Genomic DNA, 16675 nt, shown 5'->3' with positions numbered 1-16675 from the left:
CCATGCCATACGTAAAAATTGAGGTGACCCGTGAAGGCGTTACCAGAGAACAAAAACAGCAACTGATTAAAGGGGTTACCGATCTGTTGAGTGATGTATTGAACAAAGACCCGCAATTAACCTTTGTAGTTATCCAGGAGGTTGACCTTGACAACTGGGGCCATGCCGGAGAGCAGGTATCTGTGTTGAGAGAAAGAGGTATTACTGCTGATAGAAAATAAGAAAATGAAGAAGCAAACAATAATAGTTACAGGTGCCTCATCTGGCATAGGTAAAGAAGTAGCCCGCCACTTTTTGGCAAACGGCGACAATGTAGTAATCAATTCCGCGACTGCTGAAAAATTGGAGCAGACTTACCACGAACTGGGCGGGGGCGATAACCTGGCTATGGTAGCCGGTGATGTGAAATACAAAAGTACCGGGGAGAAACTCCTGGCAATCGCACTTGAAAAATTTGGCTCGGCAGATGTACTGGTGAACAACGCAGGCATCTATGAAACCAGGCCCTTCCTTGAAGTGGATGAAGCCTACCTCGACCGTTTTTTGGATACCAACCTGAAGGGTACATTCTTCACCACCCAGGCTGTTATTCCGCAAATGCTTAAACAGCGTGATGGGGTAGTTATCAATATCGGCACACCGCTGGTAGTCCATGCTCTTGGAGGTGCTCCCTCCACCGCACCGGTTGCATCAAAAGGAGCGATACACTCGCTCACCTTACAACTTGCCGCCGAATTTGGGAAAGATAACATCAGGGTTAATACAATTGCGCCAGGCGTTATCCGTACACCAATGCACGGCGCCGAGGTTGATAAAGGCGCGGGATTGCACCTGGTAAACCGCGTTGGCGAGGTGGAAGATGTGGCTCAAATGGTTTATACCGTTGCTAAAAGCAACTTTATAAACGGTGCCATCATCAACGTAGACGGTGGTATGGGAGCCGGTCACAATTTGAATTAATATGAAAACGCTTTTATTGACCGCTTTTTTGTCACGCACCTTGCTGGTATTAAAAGCGCAAAATTCAAAGAAAATGGAAACCAATAATCAAGATTCATTAGCCATCACCCAGGTGCTGGAAAATTATTACTTTAAAGGCATCTACGAAGGTGATATTAATACACTGAAACAGATTTACAATCCCGGCACTTTATTATTCGGCGATGTTAAGGGGCAGCCATATGCCAAAACGCTCGATGAATATCTGGATGGCGTCGCTCATCGTCAAAGCCCGAAAGATTCCGGCAAGCCTTTTAAGGGGACAATCATCTCAATTGATGTGGTCAATTCAATAGCGGTGGCCAGGGTGCATGTTAAAATGTACGATTTTAATTATGATGAGTTCCTGTCGTTTCATAAAATGGATAACAGCTGGCTTATCGTTAATAAAATGATTAGCGATGTAGCCCAATAAATTTTAAAGATGATGTGGTACCAAACAAAAGCATCCCAAATACTGGGTATCCAATACCCTATCCTGCAAGGGCCATTCGGCGGCAACCTGTCGTCTGTTGAGCTGGTGTCAACAGTATCTAACGCCGGCGGGCTTGGTGGTTACGGAGCTTACACGTTAAGTCCGCAGGAAATAATCGAAGTAGATAAGCAAATCAAAACGGCAACCAATAAGCCCTACAATATTAACCTGTGGGTTTCGGATACAGATGCCGTGAACGGTACTGTTTCGGACGAGCAGTTTAAACAGGCCGAAGAATTATTCAGGCCTTATTTTGATGAGTTGGGAATTGCCCTGCCCCAAAAACCTATGGTGTTTACATCGCGTTTTGAAAATCAGGTCGAAGTTATCCTGCATCAAAGGCCGCCGGTATTTAGCTTTATGTTTGGCATCCCATCTGCCGATATTCTTGAACAATGCCGCCGGCTGGGCATTGTTACCGTAGGCGCGGCAACTACGCTGGATGAAGCCATAGTGCTGGAATCAGCCGGGGTCGACCTCATTATCGCTTCAGGTTTTGAAGCCGGTGGGCACCGGCCATCATTCCTGGCGGCTGCAGAATCATCTACCACGGGGACCTTTGTGTTGCTTCAACTGATTAAGGAGAAGGTAAAAACCCCGGTTATAGCTGCAGGTGGTATCGCCAACGGAAAAGGTGTTGCCGCCGCGTTGGCACTTGGCGCAGATGCCGCACAAATTGGTACCGCGTTCCTGGCAACCGATGAATCGAATGCTACTGCAATCCACCGGCAAATGCTGTTTTCTGATGCGGCTAAGTACACCACCTTATCGAGGGCATTTACCGGGAGATTGGGCAGAGGCATAACCAGCCGCATTGCAAAGGACCTGGTGTATAAGGAAAAAGGTTTTCTTCCCTTCCCGCTACAAACACAGTTTATGGCGCATTTACGAAAAGCCGCTAATGAACAGGAAAAATGGGATATGATCCTGTTCTGGGGTGGGCAGATAGCGCCGGTGCTGAAACATACAAAGGCCGCCGAACTGATGAAGTCTATATTGGAAGAAACCACAGTGTATTTTGACCATTTAAAAGTATGATATCATGAACACTTCAAAAGTATGGTATGTAACCGGGGCCTCCCAGGGATTGGGGCTGACCCTTGTAAAAAAGCTGCTTGATCGTGGCTACCGGGTGGCCGCAAGTTCGCGCGATGCCAGGGCGTTAAGCCAGTCCGTTGGGTTGGTAGACAAAGAGCGTTTTCTTGCGCTGGCTGTCGATTTAAATAACCCGGATTGTATTGATGAATCGATACAACAAACGCTGGGCGCATTCGGACGGATTGATGTGGTAGTTAATAATGCCGGCTACGGAATGGCGGGAACCGTGGAAGAAATAGCCGAACAGGAAATCAGGAATATTTTTGATGTTAACGTGCTGGCAACCATAAATGTGGTACGGGCGGTACTGCCGGTAATGCGTAGTCAAAAATCGGGCTATATTATAAATATCGGTTCGGTGGCCGGTTTTGTGGGTGCCCCAGGCTGGTCTGTTTATTCGGCCACCAAAGCTGCGGTGGCCGCTTTTTCGGAAGTGATTGCGCTTGATGTAAGAGAATTTGGAATAAAGGTAACTGTAGCCGAACCATCAGGCTTCCGCACAGGTTTTTTAACCAAAAACTCACTTTGCCTAACAGTCAGCAAGATAGAAGGCTATGAAGCCGTAAGAAATACGCAGGACCGTTACCTGTCCATGAACGGACAGCAGGCCGGGGATCCGGATCGCGCCGCGGAGATATTTATTGAATTAGCCGAAACTCCGCAGCCGCCGATGCACCTGTTTCTGGGGAATGATGCCTATAAAAGGGCATCAGAAAAACTGGCCGCCATGTCTGCAGAATTAGAACAGTGGAAATCCACAACTATCGCGGCAGATTTTAAATAACAATACTACTTAACTACAGTTTTTTGTTTTAAAGCAATATCCGGTTCCAGTTTCATTTCTCACCTGGTGATAGAGTGGAATACTACTTACTACTTTAAGCCAGGCGTTTGTGAAAACCGATAGGTTGAGCCTTGCCGGCATGGAAAAAAAGAACCTTCTTGTAAAAAGACGGGGAAGGTCACGATGGTTTACACGTATTGCAATTTTTGTAAAAAATGCATTACATTCGTTAATTAAACCAGTTATGCCCCTAAAACGGTTGCTTATTGACCAGGAGTTGATAGCGTTGTTAAAAAACGACGACAGGGAGGCCTTTGCCGAAATTTATAAACGGTACTGGACGGTAATGTATATGCATGCGCTGAAAATGCTCCGCGACGAAGATGACGCCAGGGATATTATACAGGAAACTTTCACTTCGTTATGGCTGAAAAGGGAATGCATAAGCTCAGACGCTAATTTAGCCGGTTATCTTTTTATATCGACAAAAAATAAGGTGCTTGACCTGGTAGCGCGCAAGCGGGTACGGCTGGATTACCTGGACTCGTTAGCCGCCTTTGCCGAAGCCAATAGTAACCAGACGATGGAGCGGATAGAGGAAAAAGAAATAATGGAAGCGCTGGAAAAAGAAATTGCACAGCTTCCCCTTAAAATGAAGCAAATATTTGAAATGCGGGTACATCGGCACCTTACTTACAAAGAAATTGCCGACGAACTCGATATATCCGACAAAACCGTTAAAAAACAAATCAGCAACGCTATCAGGATAATCAGGCCTAAGCTTAACCATCTTTCGGCAATCGTTTTAATTTTGTCGGGATTATAATTTTTCACTTTTTTTTAATTTTATCTACTACTTCATCCCTGGCAGGCCGTTTCATTAAATAACAGCCAATAAACCATGACCAGGGAACAAGCACAGGAATTATTAAATAAGTATCAACTCGGCAACTGCACGCCCGAAGAACAGCAAATGCTGGATAACTGGTATTTGCACGAAGCCGATAAGCAACCTGTAGCCGAAGGGCCGGCCGATCCGTTAATGGAAGAGGAGTTGATGTGGAACAGGATTATTGATGAAATTCCCGAAACTGCCAAAATCCGGCACTTTAAAAAATGGTACTCTATTGCTTCGGCTGCTGCCATCCTTGTTTTTGTTTCATTTGGCGCATACCTGTTTATTAAAAAACGGCAGGCACCTGCGCAGCTTGTCCATCAGTCTAACCCTAAAAATGATATTTTGCCAGGCGGCAATAAAGCCATACTTACCCTGGCAAATGGCAAACAAATTACTTTAACCGGCGCCCGTAACGGCACCCTTGCTGTACAGGGCGCGGTAGCAATTAATAAAACTGCCGATGGAAGAATAGTTTATGATTCATCCGAAAAATCAGCATCTGATAATGCAAAATTAACTGCGTACAACACCATGACTACGCCCCGCGGCGGCCAATATTGGGTTGTTTTGCCCGATGGCAGCCGGGTGTTGTTAAATGCGGCCTCTTCGTTAACCTATCCAACCACATTTAGCGGCGCCGAACGTAAAGTTGAACTTACCGGCGAGGCTTATTTTGAAGTGGCGCGCAATGCCGCCAAGCCGTTCAGGGTTTACAGTAAATCGCAAATTGTGGAGGTATTGGGCACACATTTCAATATCAATACTTATGATGATGAGCCGGCTGTTAAAACCACCCTGCTTGAAGGGAAAGTAAAGGTAACCTCGGTCGCTAAAAATCAAACCCGGATTTTACAGCCAGGGCAGCAGGCTTTTTTAAATGCGCTTGCATTTAACGTAAGTGATGTTGATGTAGATGAAGCCACTGCCTGGAAAAATGGATTGTTTGTTTTTGAAAGTAATGATATACAGCAAATTATGCGGATGGTGTCCAGGTGGTATGATGTTGATGTGGCGTACGCAGGTACTTTACCAACCGACAAATTCAGCGGCTCGGTATCCAGGTTCAGCAATGTATCTGAAGTGCTGAACACGTTGCAACTTACCCGGAAAGTGCATTTTAAAGTATCGGGTAAAAAAATATCCGTATCAGAATAAATTAACCAAGCCAATAAACAACCAATATAGTAATCTAAAAAACCGAGAAAAAAATGAAAAGAAAACTACGAACGTAACCCTAAAAACGGGACTTAAAAAAAACGTGAAAGTGTACCACCACTTCCACGCCAAAAATTTGAGTTAACCCGTTAATCTGTTCGCCGTTCCGGCGCATAGAAAAATTATTTGTCAATAAACCTTGTTTTAACCCAAACTATTCAAAAGTATGAAAATATCTACTTTTAACATAGGTATGCCCAAACTATGCATACCTCAAAAGTTATTATTAGTTGTGAAAATAACTGTACTCCTTTTTTTTGTCGCTATTATGCATGTCAGCGCTTCATCTTATGCGCAAAACATTAATCTTTCGGCAACAAACGCACCATTAAAAAAACTCTTTAAAGAGATCAGGAAGCAAAGCGGCTACAACTTTATTTATACCGAAGGTATGATGAAGGATACCAGGCCGGTTAACATTCATGTTAGTAATGCTTCTATCGATGTTATACTCGATAAGGTATTTCATGATCAGCCGCTTTCCTATACCATCAGCAACAACACCATTGTAATTAAGGAAAAGGACAACCAGCAAACAAGTAATGCTATAATAACCATTACCGGTACCGTTAAGGACGAAAAAGGCGAACCTTTGCCAGGTGTTACCGTAGCTGTTGAGGGTATAGCCAACGCCACATCAACCGATTATAATGGTAAGTATACCATTAAGGCTAATGCAGGGCAAACTTTGGTGTTTTCATTTATTGGTTATAAAACTGTAAAAAGGCTTATCAATAACGAATCCCTGATAAATGTCTCTTTAGAGCCGGCTTCAAGGGATTTAACCGAGGTGGTTGTGGTTGGCTATGGTACCCAAAAACGGTCGGATATAACTGGTGCGGTTGCATCGGTACCAAAAGCCCGTTTATCGGAGTTGCCGGTTACCAACGTACTGCAAGCTTTAGAAGGTGCCGTGGCAGGGGTTACCATAACCAATACATCATCTGTACCGGGGGCAGTGCCCGGCTCAATAGTGAGGGGACAAAACTCCATTAATGCGGGTACCGGCCCGTATGTGGTTGTAGACGGTATCCCGCTTAGTAAAACCGGCGGCTCACTTAACGATATCAACCCTAATGATATCGCTTCTATGGAAATATTAAAGGATGCATCGGCAGTGGCCATTTACGGAACCAATGGCTCCAACGGGGTTATCCTGATTACTACCAAAAGAGGGAACAGCGGCAAACCCGTTATCCGTTATAGCGGTTATGCTGGTATAGAAAATCTTGCGCATATCCTGGAGCCGCGCGACCCGGCATCCTATATTCAAAAGTATGCCGATTACCTTTCGCAAACGGGCCAAACGCAAACCAGCCCTGTGCCCAATAGCTCCGAGCTGCCTAATTACCAGGCAGGTAAAACCATTGATTGGGTTAAAGAAACTACCCAGCAAGGGGTAATGCAAGATCATAACCTCAGCGTTTCTGGCGGTAGCCCCGATGTTAAATATTTTATATCGGGCGATTACATGAAGCAAAAAGGCGTGGTAAAAGGTTACCAGTATAACCGGGTAAGCATCCGCTCAAACCTCGATGTTAACGTTACCAATTTTTTAACTGTTGGTATGTCATCCTTTTTTTCCAACAATAATTACGATGGCGGCAGGGCCAACCTGTTATTCGCTACAGCCATGAGCCCCTATGGTAATTTATATAATGCCGATGGTACTTATACCATTTACCCTATGTCGCCTGAATTGTTGTATACCAATCCCTTATTGGGTTTAACTACCGACCAGGTAAACCGCAGCGTAAATTTAAATGGCAACGGCTATGCCGAGATTAAATTTGGCGGCGTACTTAAAGGGTTGAAATACCGGGTAAATGCCGGTTACACCTATTTGCCAACCCGTGTTGATAGCTACAGCGGCCGTTTGGCAAATACACCTTTAGGGTCGGCCAGTGCGGCAAGCTCCGAAACAACAGCCTATACTATTGAAAACCTGTTATACTATAACAGGGACATTGGCAAGCACCACTTTGATTTTACGGGTTTATATAGCGCGCAGCGCCGCAGGTATTTTACTTCGACAGCAGCTGCTACTGGTTTCGTAAACGATGAACTTTCATTTAACAATATTGGTGCAGGTGCAACGCAAACCTCGTCGTCATATTCAGACAGGTATGCGCTTAACTCGCAGATGGGGCGTGTCAATTACTCCTATAACAGCCGTTACCTGTTCACTGTTACCGCCCGCCGCGATGGATCGTCGGTTTTTGGCGCTAATACTACCAAGTATGGTGTGTTTCCATCGGCAGCGCTTGGATGGAACATTAGTCAAGAAAACTTTTTGAAGGATTCAAAAATAGTTAACAGTTTAAAATTGAGAGGCTCATACGGAAAAACCGGAAACGAGGCAATAAGTGTTTATCAAACCATTACAACAGATGGTACTGTTCGTTCGCCGTTTAATGGGGTAAGCACTATTGGGGTACAGGCCAGTAACCTGGGTAATGCCAACCTGCTTTGGGAAACCACGGTGGGAACCAATATCGGGGCCGATTTCTCCTTATTTAACAGCCGAATTAACGGATCGGTTGATGCTTACAAAACGCGCACATCTGGTTTGTTGTTAAAGCGGAGCCTTCCGGCTATTACGGGTTATTCATCAGTATGGGATAATATTGGCAAAGTGGCCAACAAGGGTATCGAGGTTACGTTGAACACAAAGAACATTGATGGCAGGGATTTCCGTTGGGAATCAAACATTGTATACGCCATAAACCGGAATAAAATTGTGAGCCTTTATGGCGATGGGAAAGATGACATAGGCAACAGGTGGTTTATAGGTAAGCCCATCAGCGTAATATATGATTACAAAATGACAGGTGTTTGGCAAACAGGCGAGGATGCCTCCAAGCAAGATCCGGGTGCAAAACCAGGCGACCTGAAATTTGCCGATACCAATGGCGATGGCAAAATTACTGCCGATGACAGGGTTATCCAGGGGCAAACTACGCCAAAATGGACCGGTGGTATTACCAATACTTTTCACTATAAGCAGTTTAACCTGAGCATATTTATACAAACAGCACAAGGTATGCTTAAAAACAATGCCGATTTAAACTATGCTGATGAATCGGGCAGGAGGAATACACCGGCGGCCATAGAATACTGGACACCATCAAACGGCAACAATTCGTTCCAGTCTTTATCTTATACCAATACCCGGGGATACGGCTATCCGCGCGATGCCAGCTACACCCGCATTAAAGATGTAACATTTAGTTACGTTGTGCCGCAGGTACTGTTAGATAAAGCGCACATCAACGGCTTAACGTTTTATGTAAGCGGCCGAAACCTGCACACTTTTACCAAGTGGATTGGCTGGGATCCTGAAAATAATTATTCGACCAGGGGGTCCGGCGACTGGACAAACAATTATCCAACTACCCGCACATTTGTTTTTGGTGCCAACATTTCATTAAAATAAACTGATAAAAGATAACGATATGAAAAAGTATTCAATTATAGTGGCTTCTGTATCAGTGCTTATTATCGCATTTGCATCCTGTAAAAAGTCATACCTGGCCGAAAAGCCTTACTCCTCATACACACCGCTAACGCTTAACGATTCATTGGGCTTTGAAGCCGCCGCCGTGGGCCTTTATAACTACGAAAGCACTATTTTAACCTATTCAAGCGCCCAGGGCTGGCCAAGCGTTTGGCAGGTGGGTACCGATGTGGCCAATGCTACTGCAAACCAGCAAGGTATTGAAGTGCCGTATTATAATTATGCACAGCTTACACCAACAGATGGGGCAGCTTCATATATCTGGGGTAAATATTACGCGTTAATTAACAACGCCAACATTATCATCAAGGCTGTTGAAGACCCATCAAACACCAAGCTTACCGCTAAAGGCAAAAACATGATAGATGCCGAAGCCAAGTTTTTTAGGGCATATGCTTACAATAGCCTGGCTACATTATTTGGCAAAGTGCCATTAGTAACGGCACCGCTTGCGGCACCAAAAACAGATTTTGTGCGTGCCCCGCTTGATCAGGTCAACAATCTTATTATAAGCGATCTTACGTTTGCAAGCGCAAACCTGGCTGACTTAAATGCAGGTACATCTAAACTAAACGTACAGGGCAAACCTGTGGATAGGGCTAATAAATACATGGCCATGCAGCTATTGGCCGAAGCCTACCTGCGCATGGGTAAAAACGACCTGGCCGAGCAACAGGCGCAGGCAGTTATCAGCAGCGGTAAATTTAGCCTGATAAGCAGCCGTTACGGTGTAAGGGCAAGCGGCGCCGGCGATTATTACTCAGATATGTTTGTGTATGGTAACCAGCGGCGCAGCCAGGGCAACTCTGAAGCTATATGGGTTATTGAGCAGGAAAATCCAAATTCGGTAGTCGGTGGTAATACAGATAATGCCCAGCAACGCCGTGTGTGGGGAGCTGCTTATTACAATATCAGCGGCATGGTAATTTGCGATTCGCTTGGCGGCCGTAGTATTGCAAGGTTAAGGTTGAGTAATTGGGTGTTGTACGGTTTATATCCAACAGGCGATCTACGTAACTCGCAATATAGTATCAGGAGGCGTTATTATATCAACAACCCAACTTCCGCCAACTATGGCAAACAAGTACCATTTACGGGGCCTGATACCTTATACAAAATATGCCCAAGCATAACCAAATGGGGCGCGTTTGACCCTAACGATACCTTTGGCTATGCCATGATTAAAGATTTTATGATGATGCGGCTGGGCGAAACTTACCTGTTGCTTGCTGAAGCACAGGTGAAGCAAAGCAAAACAGCCGAGGCAGCAAACACCATTAACGTTTTGCGCACAAGAGCGCAGGCACCGCAGGTCACCGCCAGCCAAATGACGCTGGATTTTGTACTTGACGAGCGTGCCCGCGAATTGATTGGAGAGGAAAACCGCAGGATGACGCTGATGCGTACCGGAACCCTGGTTGACCGTGCAACACGCCTCAATTCAAATGACGTTCAGCACCCAACAACCGGCCTGGCAGCAAAAAACCTGCTGTTGCCCATCCCCCTATCAGAAATTCAGTTGAATAAGGATGCTGTTTTAGAACAAAATCCGGGTTATTAATATAATCATAGTGTGTGGCGGTGTATATTGCCACACACTTTACTACTTATGCTTTTTAACCACTTCAAACATTCCCTGTTTATAGTTTTACTGATAGGTAGCTTTCTGCATTCAGGTGCGCAAACTTACCCGGTAAAGGTTAGCACCATTGGCGCTGGATGGGCTAATAACTCGGTGAATACAGTTATTTTTCGTAAAAATTCGCTGGTTACTTTTAAAGGGGAACAATATGCTGCTTACTATAACCAGGAACAGTTTTTAACCTTGGCCAAAAGAAAAAGCGGATCGGACGGATGGCAAATTGCAGTGACGGCTTACAAAGGCGATGCCGCTGATGCCCATAAAACCATCAGCATTATGGTTGACGGGGCAGGATACCTGCATGTGGCCTGGGGCTTGCATAATGAGCCATTAAACTATGCTGTGGGCATTGTGCCCGGCAGCCTTGCTTTATCGGCAAAAAAATCAATGACCGGCATTGCTGAAAACCGTGTAAGCTACCCTGAGTTTTACAAGCTGCCCAACGGCGATTTGTTATTTCTTTACAGGAATGGAGCGTCTGGTAATGGCAACCTGGTTATTAACCGGTACCTTGCAGCAACCAAAAAATGGGTAAATGTGCAAAGTAACCTTATTGATGGCGAAGGTAAACGAAACGCTTATTGGCAAATGGCCATTGATAAAAAAGGATTTATACACCTGTCGTGGGTATGGCGCGAAAGCCCTGATGTGGCCAGCAACCATGATATGTGCTATGCGCTATCAAAAGATGGCGGTATAAACTGGGAACGCTCAACCGGGCAAATGTATAATTTGCCAATTACCGCCGCTACTGCCGAACACGCTTGCGAAATTCCACAGAAAAGCGAGCTTATTAACCAAACATCTATGGTTATTGACGACGAAGGCAGCCCATTCATAGCCAGCTATTGGCGCGAGGAAGGGCAAACGGTTCCGCAATATCATATTATCTATAAAAATAATGGCCGGTGGGCCAACAGTAACCTCAATTTTCGCAAAACCCCTTTTAGTTTAAGCGGAATGGGCACAAAGAGTATCCCCATATCACGCCCGCAGGTAATTGCCTGGAAACAGGGTAAAAATATGGCCGCGGCCTTAATATTCAGAGATATAGAACGGGGAAATAAAATTTCTGTCGCGCTTACCGGTAACCTGACCGCAAATAAGTGGACGGTTAATGATTTGTCGGCTTTTACCATCGGCGCCTGGGAACCAACTTATGATACCGAACTATGGAAGGATAAAAAGATACTTAACCTGTTTATACAAAAAGTAGTACAGGTGGATGGTGAAGGGCAGGCCAATATTACTGCCCAGCCGGTACAGGTGCTGGAGGTGGATTGTGCTTCAATTCTGTCTGCGACTTTAAAGAAAAAATAACTGCTATGAAAAAATTATTGTTTTTGCTTTGCATAATGTTATTGACGCTTAACCTATGGGCGCAAAAAAATATATCAAACGGCCTTGCCGACAGGAAACTGTGGCTGGCGTACATGGATAAAATAGCCCGGCCCGTAATATCAAACCTGGCCGAAGATAAGCTGAAGCAAAATATGCCTGTTAGTTTATCTGATCGTATAGACAATAAGGAAGGGCGTTCAAAAGTAGCTTACCTGGAAGCGTTTGGCCGCACCTTAAGCGGAATTGCTCCCTGGCTTAACCTGGAAGGCGGCGATGCTGCTGAAGTAAAACTGCGTAACCAGTACCGCGGATGGGCGTTAAAGGCGATAGCCAACGCGGTTAATCCGCAGGCTAAAGATTATTTGCAATGGAATGGCGGGCAGCCTTTGGTTGATGCATCGTACGTAGCCTTTGCGCTTGTCAGGAGCCCCTGGTTATGGGAACACCTGGACGATAATGTAAAAAAACAGGTGGTTGATGCGATGAAGATAACCCGTAACACGGTGCCGGTTTACTCCAACTGGATCCTGTTTTCGGGGATGATAGAGGCTTTCTTTTGTAAATACGATTTAGGGGACGATCCTTTACGTACCGAATATGGTATCCGTGAATTTACCCAGCACTGGTATGTTGGCGATGGCCTGTTTTCTGATGGGATGACCTTTCACCTGGATTATTACAACAGTATTGTGATACAGCCCAATTTAGCCGCCATGCTACAGGTGCAGGGCGAAAAAAAGAAGAACTACCAACACGAGCAGGAGCGGGTAAAAGCCATAGGCCAACGCTATGCCGAAATATTGGAACGCTTAATTAACGCCGATGGCAGTTACCCGGCAACCGGCCGATCTATAGTTTACCGGGCAGGGGTTTTTCATCATTTGGCCAATATGGCTTATATTAAGCAACTCCCGGCATCATTGGCACCGGCTCAGGTACGTTGCGCCTTAACCGCTGTTATCAAAAAAACATTAGAGTCGCCCGCTACATTTACCGCGGATGGATGGCTCAATATCGGCCTTTACGGCAAGCAACCCGGCCTGGCCGATTTTTATATTACTACCGGCAGCTTATACATTTGCAGTAATGTTTTTGTATCCCTTGGCTTGCCCGAAACTGACGAATTCTGGAGCGCCCCACCCCTCAAATGGACGGCAGTTAAAATCTGGAGCGGAGAAGATGTAAAAGCCGATCACGCCCTGGATCTCAAATAAAGAAAACCAGAAATTACTTCGGTGAAGTAAACAGAAACGGTATGGGCTTAGTTCATACCGTTTTTGTTTAAAGCAGTCCGCAATTTTGGTATTAATTAAAAATATGTTCTTTTTTTGGTCAAATTGACTTCTTCTCCCCCTTATTTGGCCTACTGAACCCCCTTGGGAGTTCCTGTTTTGATCTACTTTCGGAACTCAATTATAAATGAATTTTCCAGATGTGTTTTGCGCATGTGGTCAAATGCCTTTGGTAGCTATTGAACCAGTCGGTTCATAATTCACTAAGCGGGCATCTGTGAAAAGGCATAATATAAAAATGGAAAGGTTTGTAGCATTTATGGAAATAGATTACCAAAAAGTTGATTTTTATGTCAAAAAAATAAGCAGAATTATAGCCTTTCTGGTCCTTTTATGCATGTGGTTATCAGCACATGCTCAGAAAGGAGTGGAGGTACAGGCCAACATAAATTATTGCGCGGAGCAAGCCCAAAAAACGCTAAGTAATATTCCGGCAAATAGCAATAACCTACCCCGTAATATAGATAAAGGCAAAACAGACTGGCGATATGTAAATTCCCAGGATTGGTGCAGCGGTTTCTGGCCCGGCATTTTATGGTATCTGTACGAAGGTACCCACGATGAAAAATGGAAAATAGCAGCTGACAAATTCACACAGGAATTAACGCCAATTTCCCAACATAGTGGCTTCGACCATGATTTGGGTTTTATGATATTTAACAGTTTTGGCAACGGGTACAGGCTAACGGGAGACTCAGCGTATAAACAGGTTATATTAAGATCGGCAGATTCATTGGCCACTTTGTTTAACCCCAAAGTTGGTACTATTTTATCGTGGCCGCCAATGGTTAAAAAAATGGGCTGGCCCCACAATACCATTATCGATAACATGATTAACCTCGAACTTTTATTCTGGGCTTCAAAAAATGGGGGTAATGCGCATCTATATGATATCGCGGTTAAACATGCTGAAACCACCATGCACAATCATTTCAGGCCCGATTATACTTCTTACCACGTAGTGGTATATGATACCATTACCGGGAAAAAGATAAAAGGCATAACTCACCAGGGTTTTGCAGATAACAGCATGTGGGCCAGGGGGCAATCATGGGCGATATACGGTTTTACCATGTGCTACCGCGAAACCGGGAAAGCGGAGTTTTTAAACTTTGCACAAAAAGTGGCTGATGTGTACCTGGGCCGTTTGCCCGCAGATTTAATCCCCTATTGGGATTTTGATGATCCGGCTATACCCAATGCTGCTAAAGATGCCTCGGCTGCATGTGTAACGGCTTCTGCATTGTTGGAGCTATCCACTTTTGTAAAAGATAAGGCCAGGGCAAGGATTTATCGGCAGAAGGCTGAAGCTATGCTGCAAACGCTTTCCTCGCTTACTTATCAAAGCCATAATGTAAACAACGCTTTTTTACTACATTCTACCGGGCATCACCCAGCCGGAACAGAAATTGACGCATCAATTATTTATGCCGATTACTATTATTTGGAGGCCTTGTTAAGATTGAATAAATTACAACATGGCAAAGCTGCTTATCGTCAATATAAATCGCACTAAATGAGATATTTTTTATTAGCTGTAGTTTCATTTATCACGTTAGCTGCCAAAGCGCAAAACACGGCGACGGGTGCTCCCCCGGTAATTCAATCGCCTGACAAAAACCTCACATTGAAGTTTTATCAGAAACAGTCAGTCGATAATAAGAGGACGATGTATTATCAGGTAACTTACCAGGATAAACAGGTTATAGGCGAGTCGGTGCTGGATATTCAGCTGGATAACCAGTTGTCAGAAAAAGCGATGGCGCTGAAGATAGATCAGCATAAAAACTGGTGCGAAAACCTGGTGATAAAAGATATAAAAACCACCACGCATGATACCAGCTGGATCCCGGTAAATGGCGAACGCAGCCGGATAAGGGATCATTATAATGCTGCCGATATCACACTGGTGAAGGATGATAACCCAATGTATGTGATGCAGGTACAGGTTCGGGCTTATGATGAAGGTGTCGCCATCCGCTACTATTTCCCCGAAAATGAAAAAGGAACGTATTACAACGTCACCGCCGAAAATACCGGATTTAGTTTCCCGGCAGGTACCCAGGCCTGGTTTGCCAACTGGGCCCAGGCACCTTATTACAAGCTGCCCCTGGCCAACTGGCCCGGTGAAAGCGAACGCCCGCTTACATTAGAACTACCCAACGGGCTGTTTGTTGCACTTGGCGAAGCGCAGTTGGTTGATTATGCCCGCACCAAATTTAAGTTAAGCGACGATAAGCCAAATACCCTTGTAACGTCTATGTTTGGCGGGGCGCAGCTCGTGTCGCCGGTTGGTACGCCCTGGCGCGTAATTATGGTGGCCACAACTCCGGGCGATTTGATAACGCATAATTACATAATGCTTAACCTGAACGAACCATCACGAATAGCCAATACGGAGTGGATAAAACCCGGTAAAATTATGCGCGTGATGACCCAAACCACTGCCGATGCCAAAGCCAATATCGATTTTGCTGTAAAACATAAGCTGCAATATATCCTATTCGACTGGAAATGGTATGGGCCGGCATTCAGCTTTAATTCCGATGCGACAAAGGTGGCTATACCTGATTTTGATTTGCCGGGCATTATTCAATATGGTAAGGAGAAAGGCATTGGAATATGGCTATACGTTAACCAGCAAGCGTTGCTGGCGCAAAGCGACAGCCTGTTTGCTGTATATAATAAGTGGGGGGTAAAAGGCGTAAAATTTGGTTTTGTACAGGTGGGTTCGCACCGCTGGACTACCTGGGTAGAGAAAGCCATTCAGCAGGCGGCGGCAAGCCATATAATGGTTAACATCCATGACGATTGGCGCCTCACCGGCGAACAACGCACCTGGCCCAACCTGATGACAGCTGAAGGGGTACGCGGTAACGAAGAAATGCCCGATGCAACCCACAATACCATATTACCTTTTACCCGTTACATAGCCGGACCGGCCGATTATACTATTTGTTATTTTGATAAACGAATAAAAACTACCCATGCCCATCAGCTGGCATTGGCCGCCATTTATTATAGCCCCCTGCAAACGCTTTACTGGTATGATAAGACATTGGCAGAGCATAACGAACCCGAACTGGAGTTTTGGGACAATATTCCAACCAGTTGGGACGAGACAAGGGTGATACAAGGTAAACCGGGGGAATATATTACTACTGCCAGGCGCAAAGGAACGGAATGGTTTGTAGGTGTCATTACCAATAACGAAGCAAGAACTTTGAACGTGCCGCTCACTTTTCTGGCCCCGGGCAAAAAGTACAGGGTCAAAATATATAGTGACGATGCCACCGTGGCTACAGCTACGCATGTGCGGGTTAGCAGTAGCGTGGTCAGTAGTAAAACAGTGTTAAACATTAGTCTGCAACCATCAGGAGGTGAGGCAATGCATATAGAAGAAATTAAATAGAA

At 45.1% G+C, this 16675-nt stretch carries 13 protein-coding genes; all 13 read left to right on the top strand.

Annotated features, from left to right (window positions below; translation table 11 throughout):
- Window positions 1-2 precede the first annotated feature (2 nt).
- Window positions 3-221 carry a tautomerase family protein gene (locus ACFGVS_RS16550; RefSeq protein ID WP_090641102.1) on the top strand — a complete coding sequence of 73 codons (219 nt, stop codon included), beginning with the start codon at window positions 3-5 and terminating at the stop codon, window positions 219-221.
- A gap of 4 nt (window positions 222-225) precedes the next feature.
- Complete coding sequence (locus tag ACFGVS_RS16545; protein WP_439694781.1) at window positions 226-960, top strand: SDR family NAD(P)-dependent oxidoreductase; 735 nt, start codon at window positions 226-228, stop codon at window positions 958-960.
- Window position 961: 1 nt separating this feature from the next.
- Window positions 962-1414: a nuclear transport factor 2 family protein gene (locus ACFGVS_RS16540; RefSeq protein WP_439694780.1), complete on the top strand. Its 453-nt coding sequence runs from the start codon at window positions 962-964 to the stop codon at window positions 1412-1414.
- A 9-nt stretch (window positions 1415-1423) separates the two neighbouring features.
- On the top strand, window positions 1424-2512 hold the full coding sequence (locus tag ACFGVS_RS16535) for an NAD(P)H-dependent flavin oxidoreductase (RefSeq protein WP_439694779.1): 1089 nt from the start codon (window positions 1424-1426) through the stop codon (window positions 2510-2512).
- Window positions 2513-2516: 4 nt separating this feature from the next.
- Window positions 2517-3356 carry an SDR family NAD(P)-dependent oxidoreductase gene (locus tag ACFGVS_RS16530; RefSeq protein WP_439694778.1) on the top strand — a complete coding sequence of 280 codons (840 nt, stop codon included), beginning with the start codon at window positions 2517-2519 and terminating at the stop codon, window positions 3354-3356.
- Window positions 3357-3600: 244 nt separating this feature from the next.
- Window positions 3601-4182 carry an RNA polymerase sigma factor gene (locus ACFGVS_RS16525; RefSeq protein ID WP_439694777.1) on the top strand — a complete coding sequence of 194 codons (582 nt, stop codon included), beginning with the start codon at window positions 3601-3603 and terminating at the stop codon, window positions 4180-4182.
- A 75-nt stretch (window positions 4183-4257) separates the two neighbouring features.
- Window positions 4258-5409, top strand: coding sequence for a FecR family protein (locus tag ACFGVS_RS16520; RefSeq protein ID WP_439694776.1), 1152 nt, complete (start codon window positions 4258-4260; stop codon window positions 5407-5409).
- Window positions 5410-5635: 226 nt separating this feature from the next.
- Window positions 5636-8905: a TonB-dependent receptor gene (locus ACFGVS_RS16515; protein ID WP_439694775.1), complete on the top strand. Its 3270-nt coding sequence runs from the start codon at window positions 5636-5638 to the stop codon at window positions 8903-8905.
- A 19-nt stretch (window positions 8906-8924) separates the two neighbouring features.
- Complete coding sequence (locus ACFGVS_RS16510; RefSeq protein WP_439694774.1) at window positions 8925-10547, top strand: RagB/SusD family nutrient uptake outer membrane protein; 1623 nt, start codon at window positions 8925-8927, stop codon at window positions 10545-10547.
- Window positions 10548-10595: 48 nt separating this feature from the next.
- Window positions 10596-11948 (top strand): BNR repeat-containing protein, encoded by a 1353-nt coding sequence (locus ACFGVS_RS16505; RefSeq protein WP_439694773.1) that lies wholly within the window; start codon window positions 10596-10598, stop codon window positions 11946-11948.
- Between the two features lie 5 nt (window positions 11949-11953).
- The gene (locus tag ACFGVS_RS16500) at window positions 11954-13183 is read left to right on the top strand and encodes a DUF2264 domain-containing protein (protein WP_439694772.1); all 1230 of its coding nucleotides are present in this window, start codon (window positions 11954-11956) and stop codon (window positions 13181-13183) included.
- A gap of 316 nt (window positions 13184-13499) precedes the next feature.
- Window positions 13500-14777, top strand: coding sequence for a glycoside hydrolase family 88 protein (locus tag ACFGVS_RS16495; RefSeq protein WP_439694771.1), 1278 nt, complete (start codon window positions 13500-13502; stop codon window positions 14775-14777).
- On the top strand, window positions 14778-16673 hold the full coding sequence (locus ACFGVS_RS16490) for a glycoside hydrolase family 97 N-terminal domain-containing protein (RefSeq protein ID WP_439694770.1): 1896 nt from the start codon (window positions 14778-14780) through the stop codon (window positions 16671-16673). It abuts the gene before it with no gap.
- Window positions 16674-16675: the final 2 nt, after the last annotated feature.

This window comes from Mucilaginibacter sediminis (assembly GCF_051903035.1).
In the GTDB taxonomy this organism is placed as follows: Bacteria; Bacteroidota; Bacteroidia; order Sphingobacteriales; family Sphingobacteriaceae; genus Mucilaginibacter.
This window is presented reverse-complemented; position numbering and strand designations above follow the sequence as displayed.

Coding starts and splice junctions, on each gene's coding strand:
- ACFGVS_RS16550 (WP_090641102.1), top strand. CDS start 3: ATGCCATACGTAAAAATTGAGGTGACCCGTGAAGGCGTTACCAGAGAA.
- ACFGVS_RS16545 (WP_439694781.1), top strand. CDS start 226: ATGAAGAAGCAAACAATAATAGTTACAGGTGCCTCATCTGGCATAGGT.
- ACFGVS_RS16540 (WP_439694780.1), top strand. CDS start 962: ATGAAAACGCTTTTATTGACCGCTTTTTTGTCACGCACCTTGCTGGTA.
- ACFGVS_RS16535 (WP_439694779.1), top strand. CDS start 1,424: ATGATGTGGTACCAAACAAAAGCATCCCAAATACTGGGTATCCAATAC.
- ACFGVS_RS16530 (WP_439694778.1), top strand. CDS start 2,517: ATGAACACTTCAAAAGTATGGTATGTAACCGGGGCCTCCCAGGGATTG.
- ACFGVS_RS16525 (WP_439694777.1), top strand. CDS start 3,601: ATGCCCCTAAAACGGTTGCTTATTGACCAGGAGTTGATAGCGTTGTTA.
- ACFGVS_RS16520 (WP_439694776.1), top strand. CDS start 4,258: ATGACCAGGGAACAAGCACAGGAATTATTAAATAAGTATCAACTCGGC.
- ACFGVS_RS16515 (WP_439694775.1), top strand. CDS start 5,636: ATGAAAATATCTACTTTTAACATAGGTATGCCCAAACTATGCATACCT.
- ACFGVS_RS16510 (WP_439694774.1), top strand. CDS start 8,925: ATGAAAAAGTATTCAATTATAGTGGCTTCTGTATCAGTGCTTATTATC.
- ACFGVS_RS16505 (WP_439694773.1), top strand. CDS start 10,596: ATGCTTTTTAACCACTTCAAACATTCCCTGTTTATAGTTTTACTGATA.
- ACFGVS_RS16500 (WP_439694772.1), top strand. CDS start 11,954: ATGAAAAAATTATTGTTTTTGCTTTGCATAATGTTATTGACGCTTAAC.
- ACFGVS_RS16495 (WP_439694771.1), top strand. CDS start 13,500: ATGGAAAGGTTTGTAGCATTTATGGAAATAGATTACCAAAAAGTTGAT.
- ACFGVS_RS16490 (WP_439694770.1), top strand. CDS start 14,778: ATGAGATATTTTTTATTAGCTGTAGTTTCATTTATCACGTTAGCTGCC.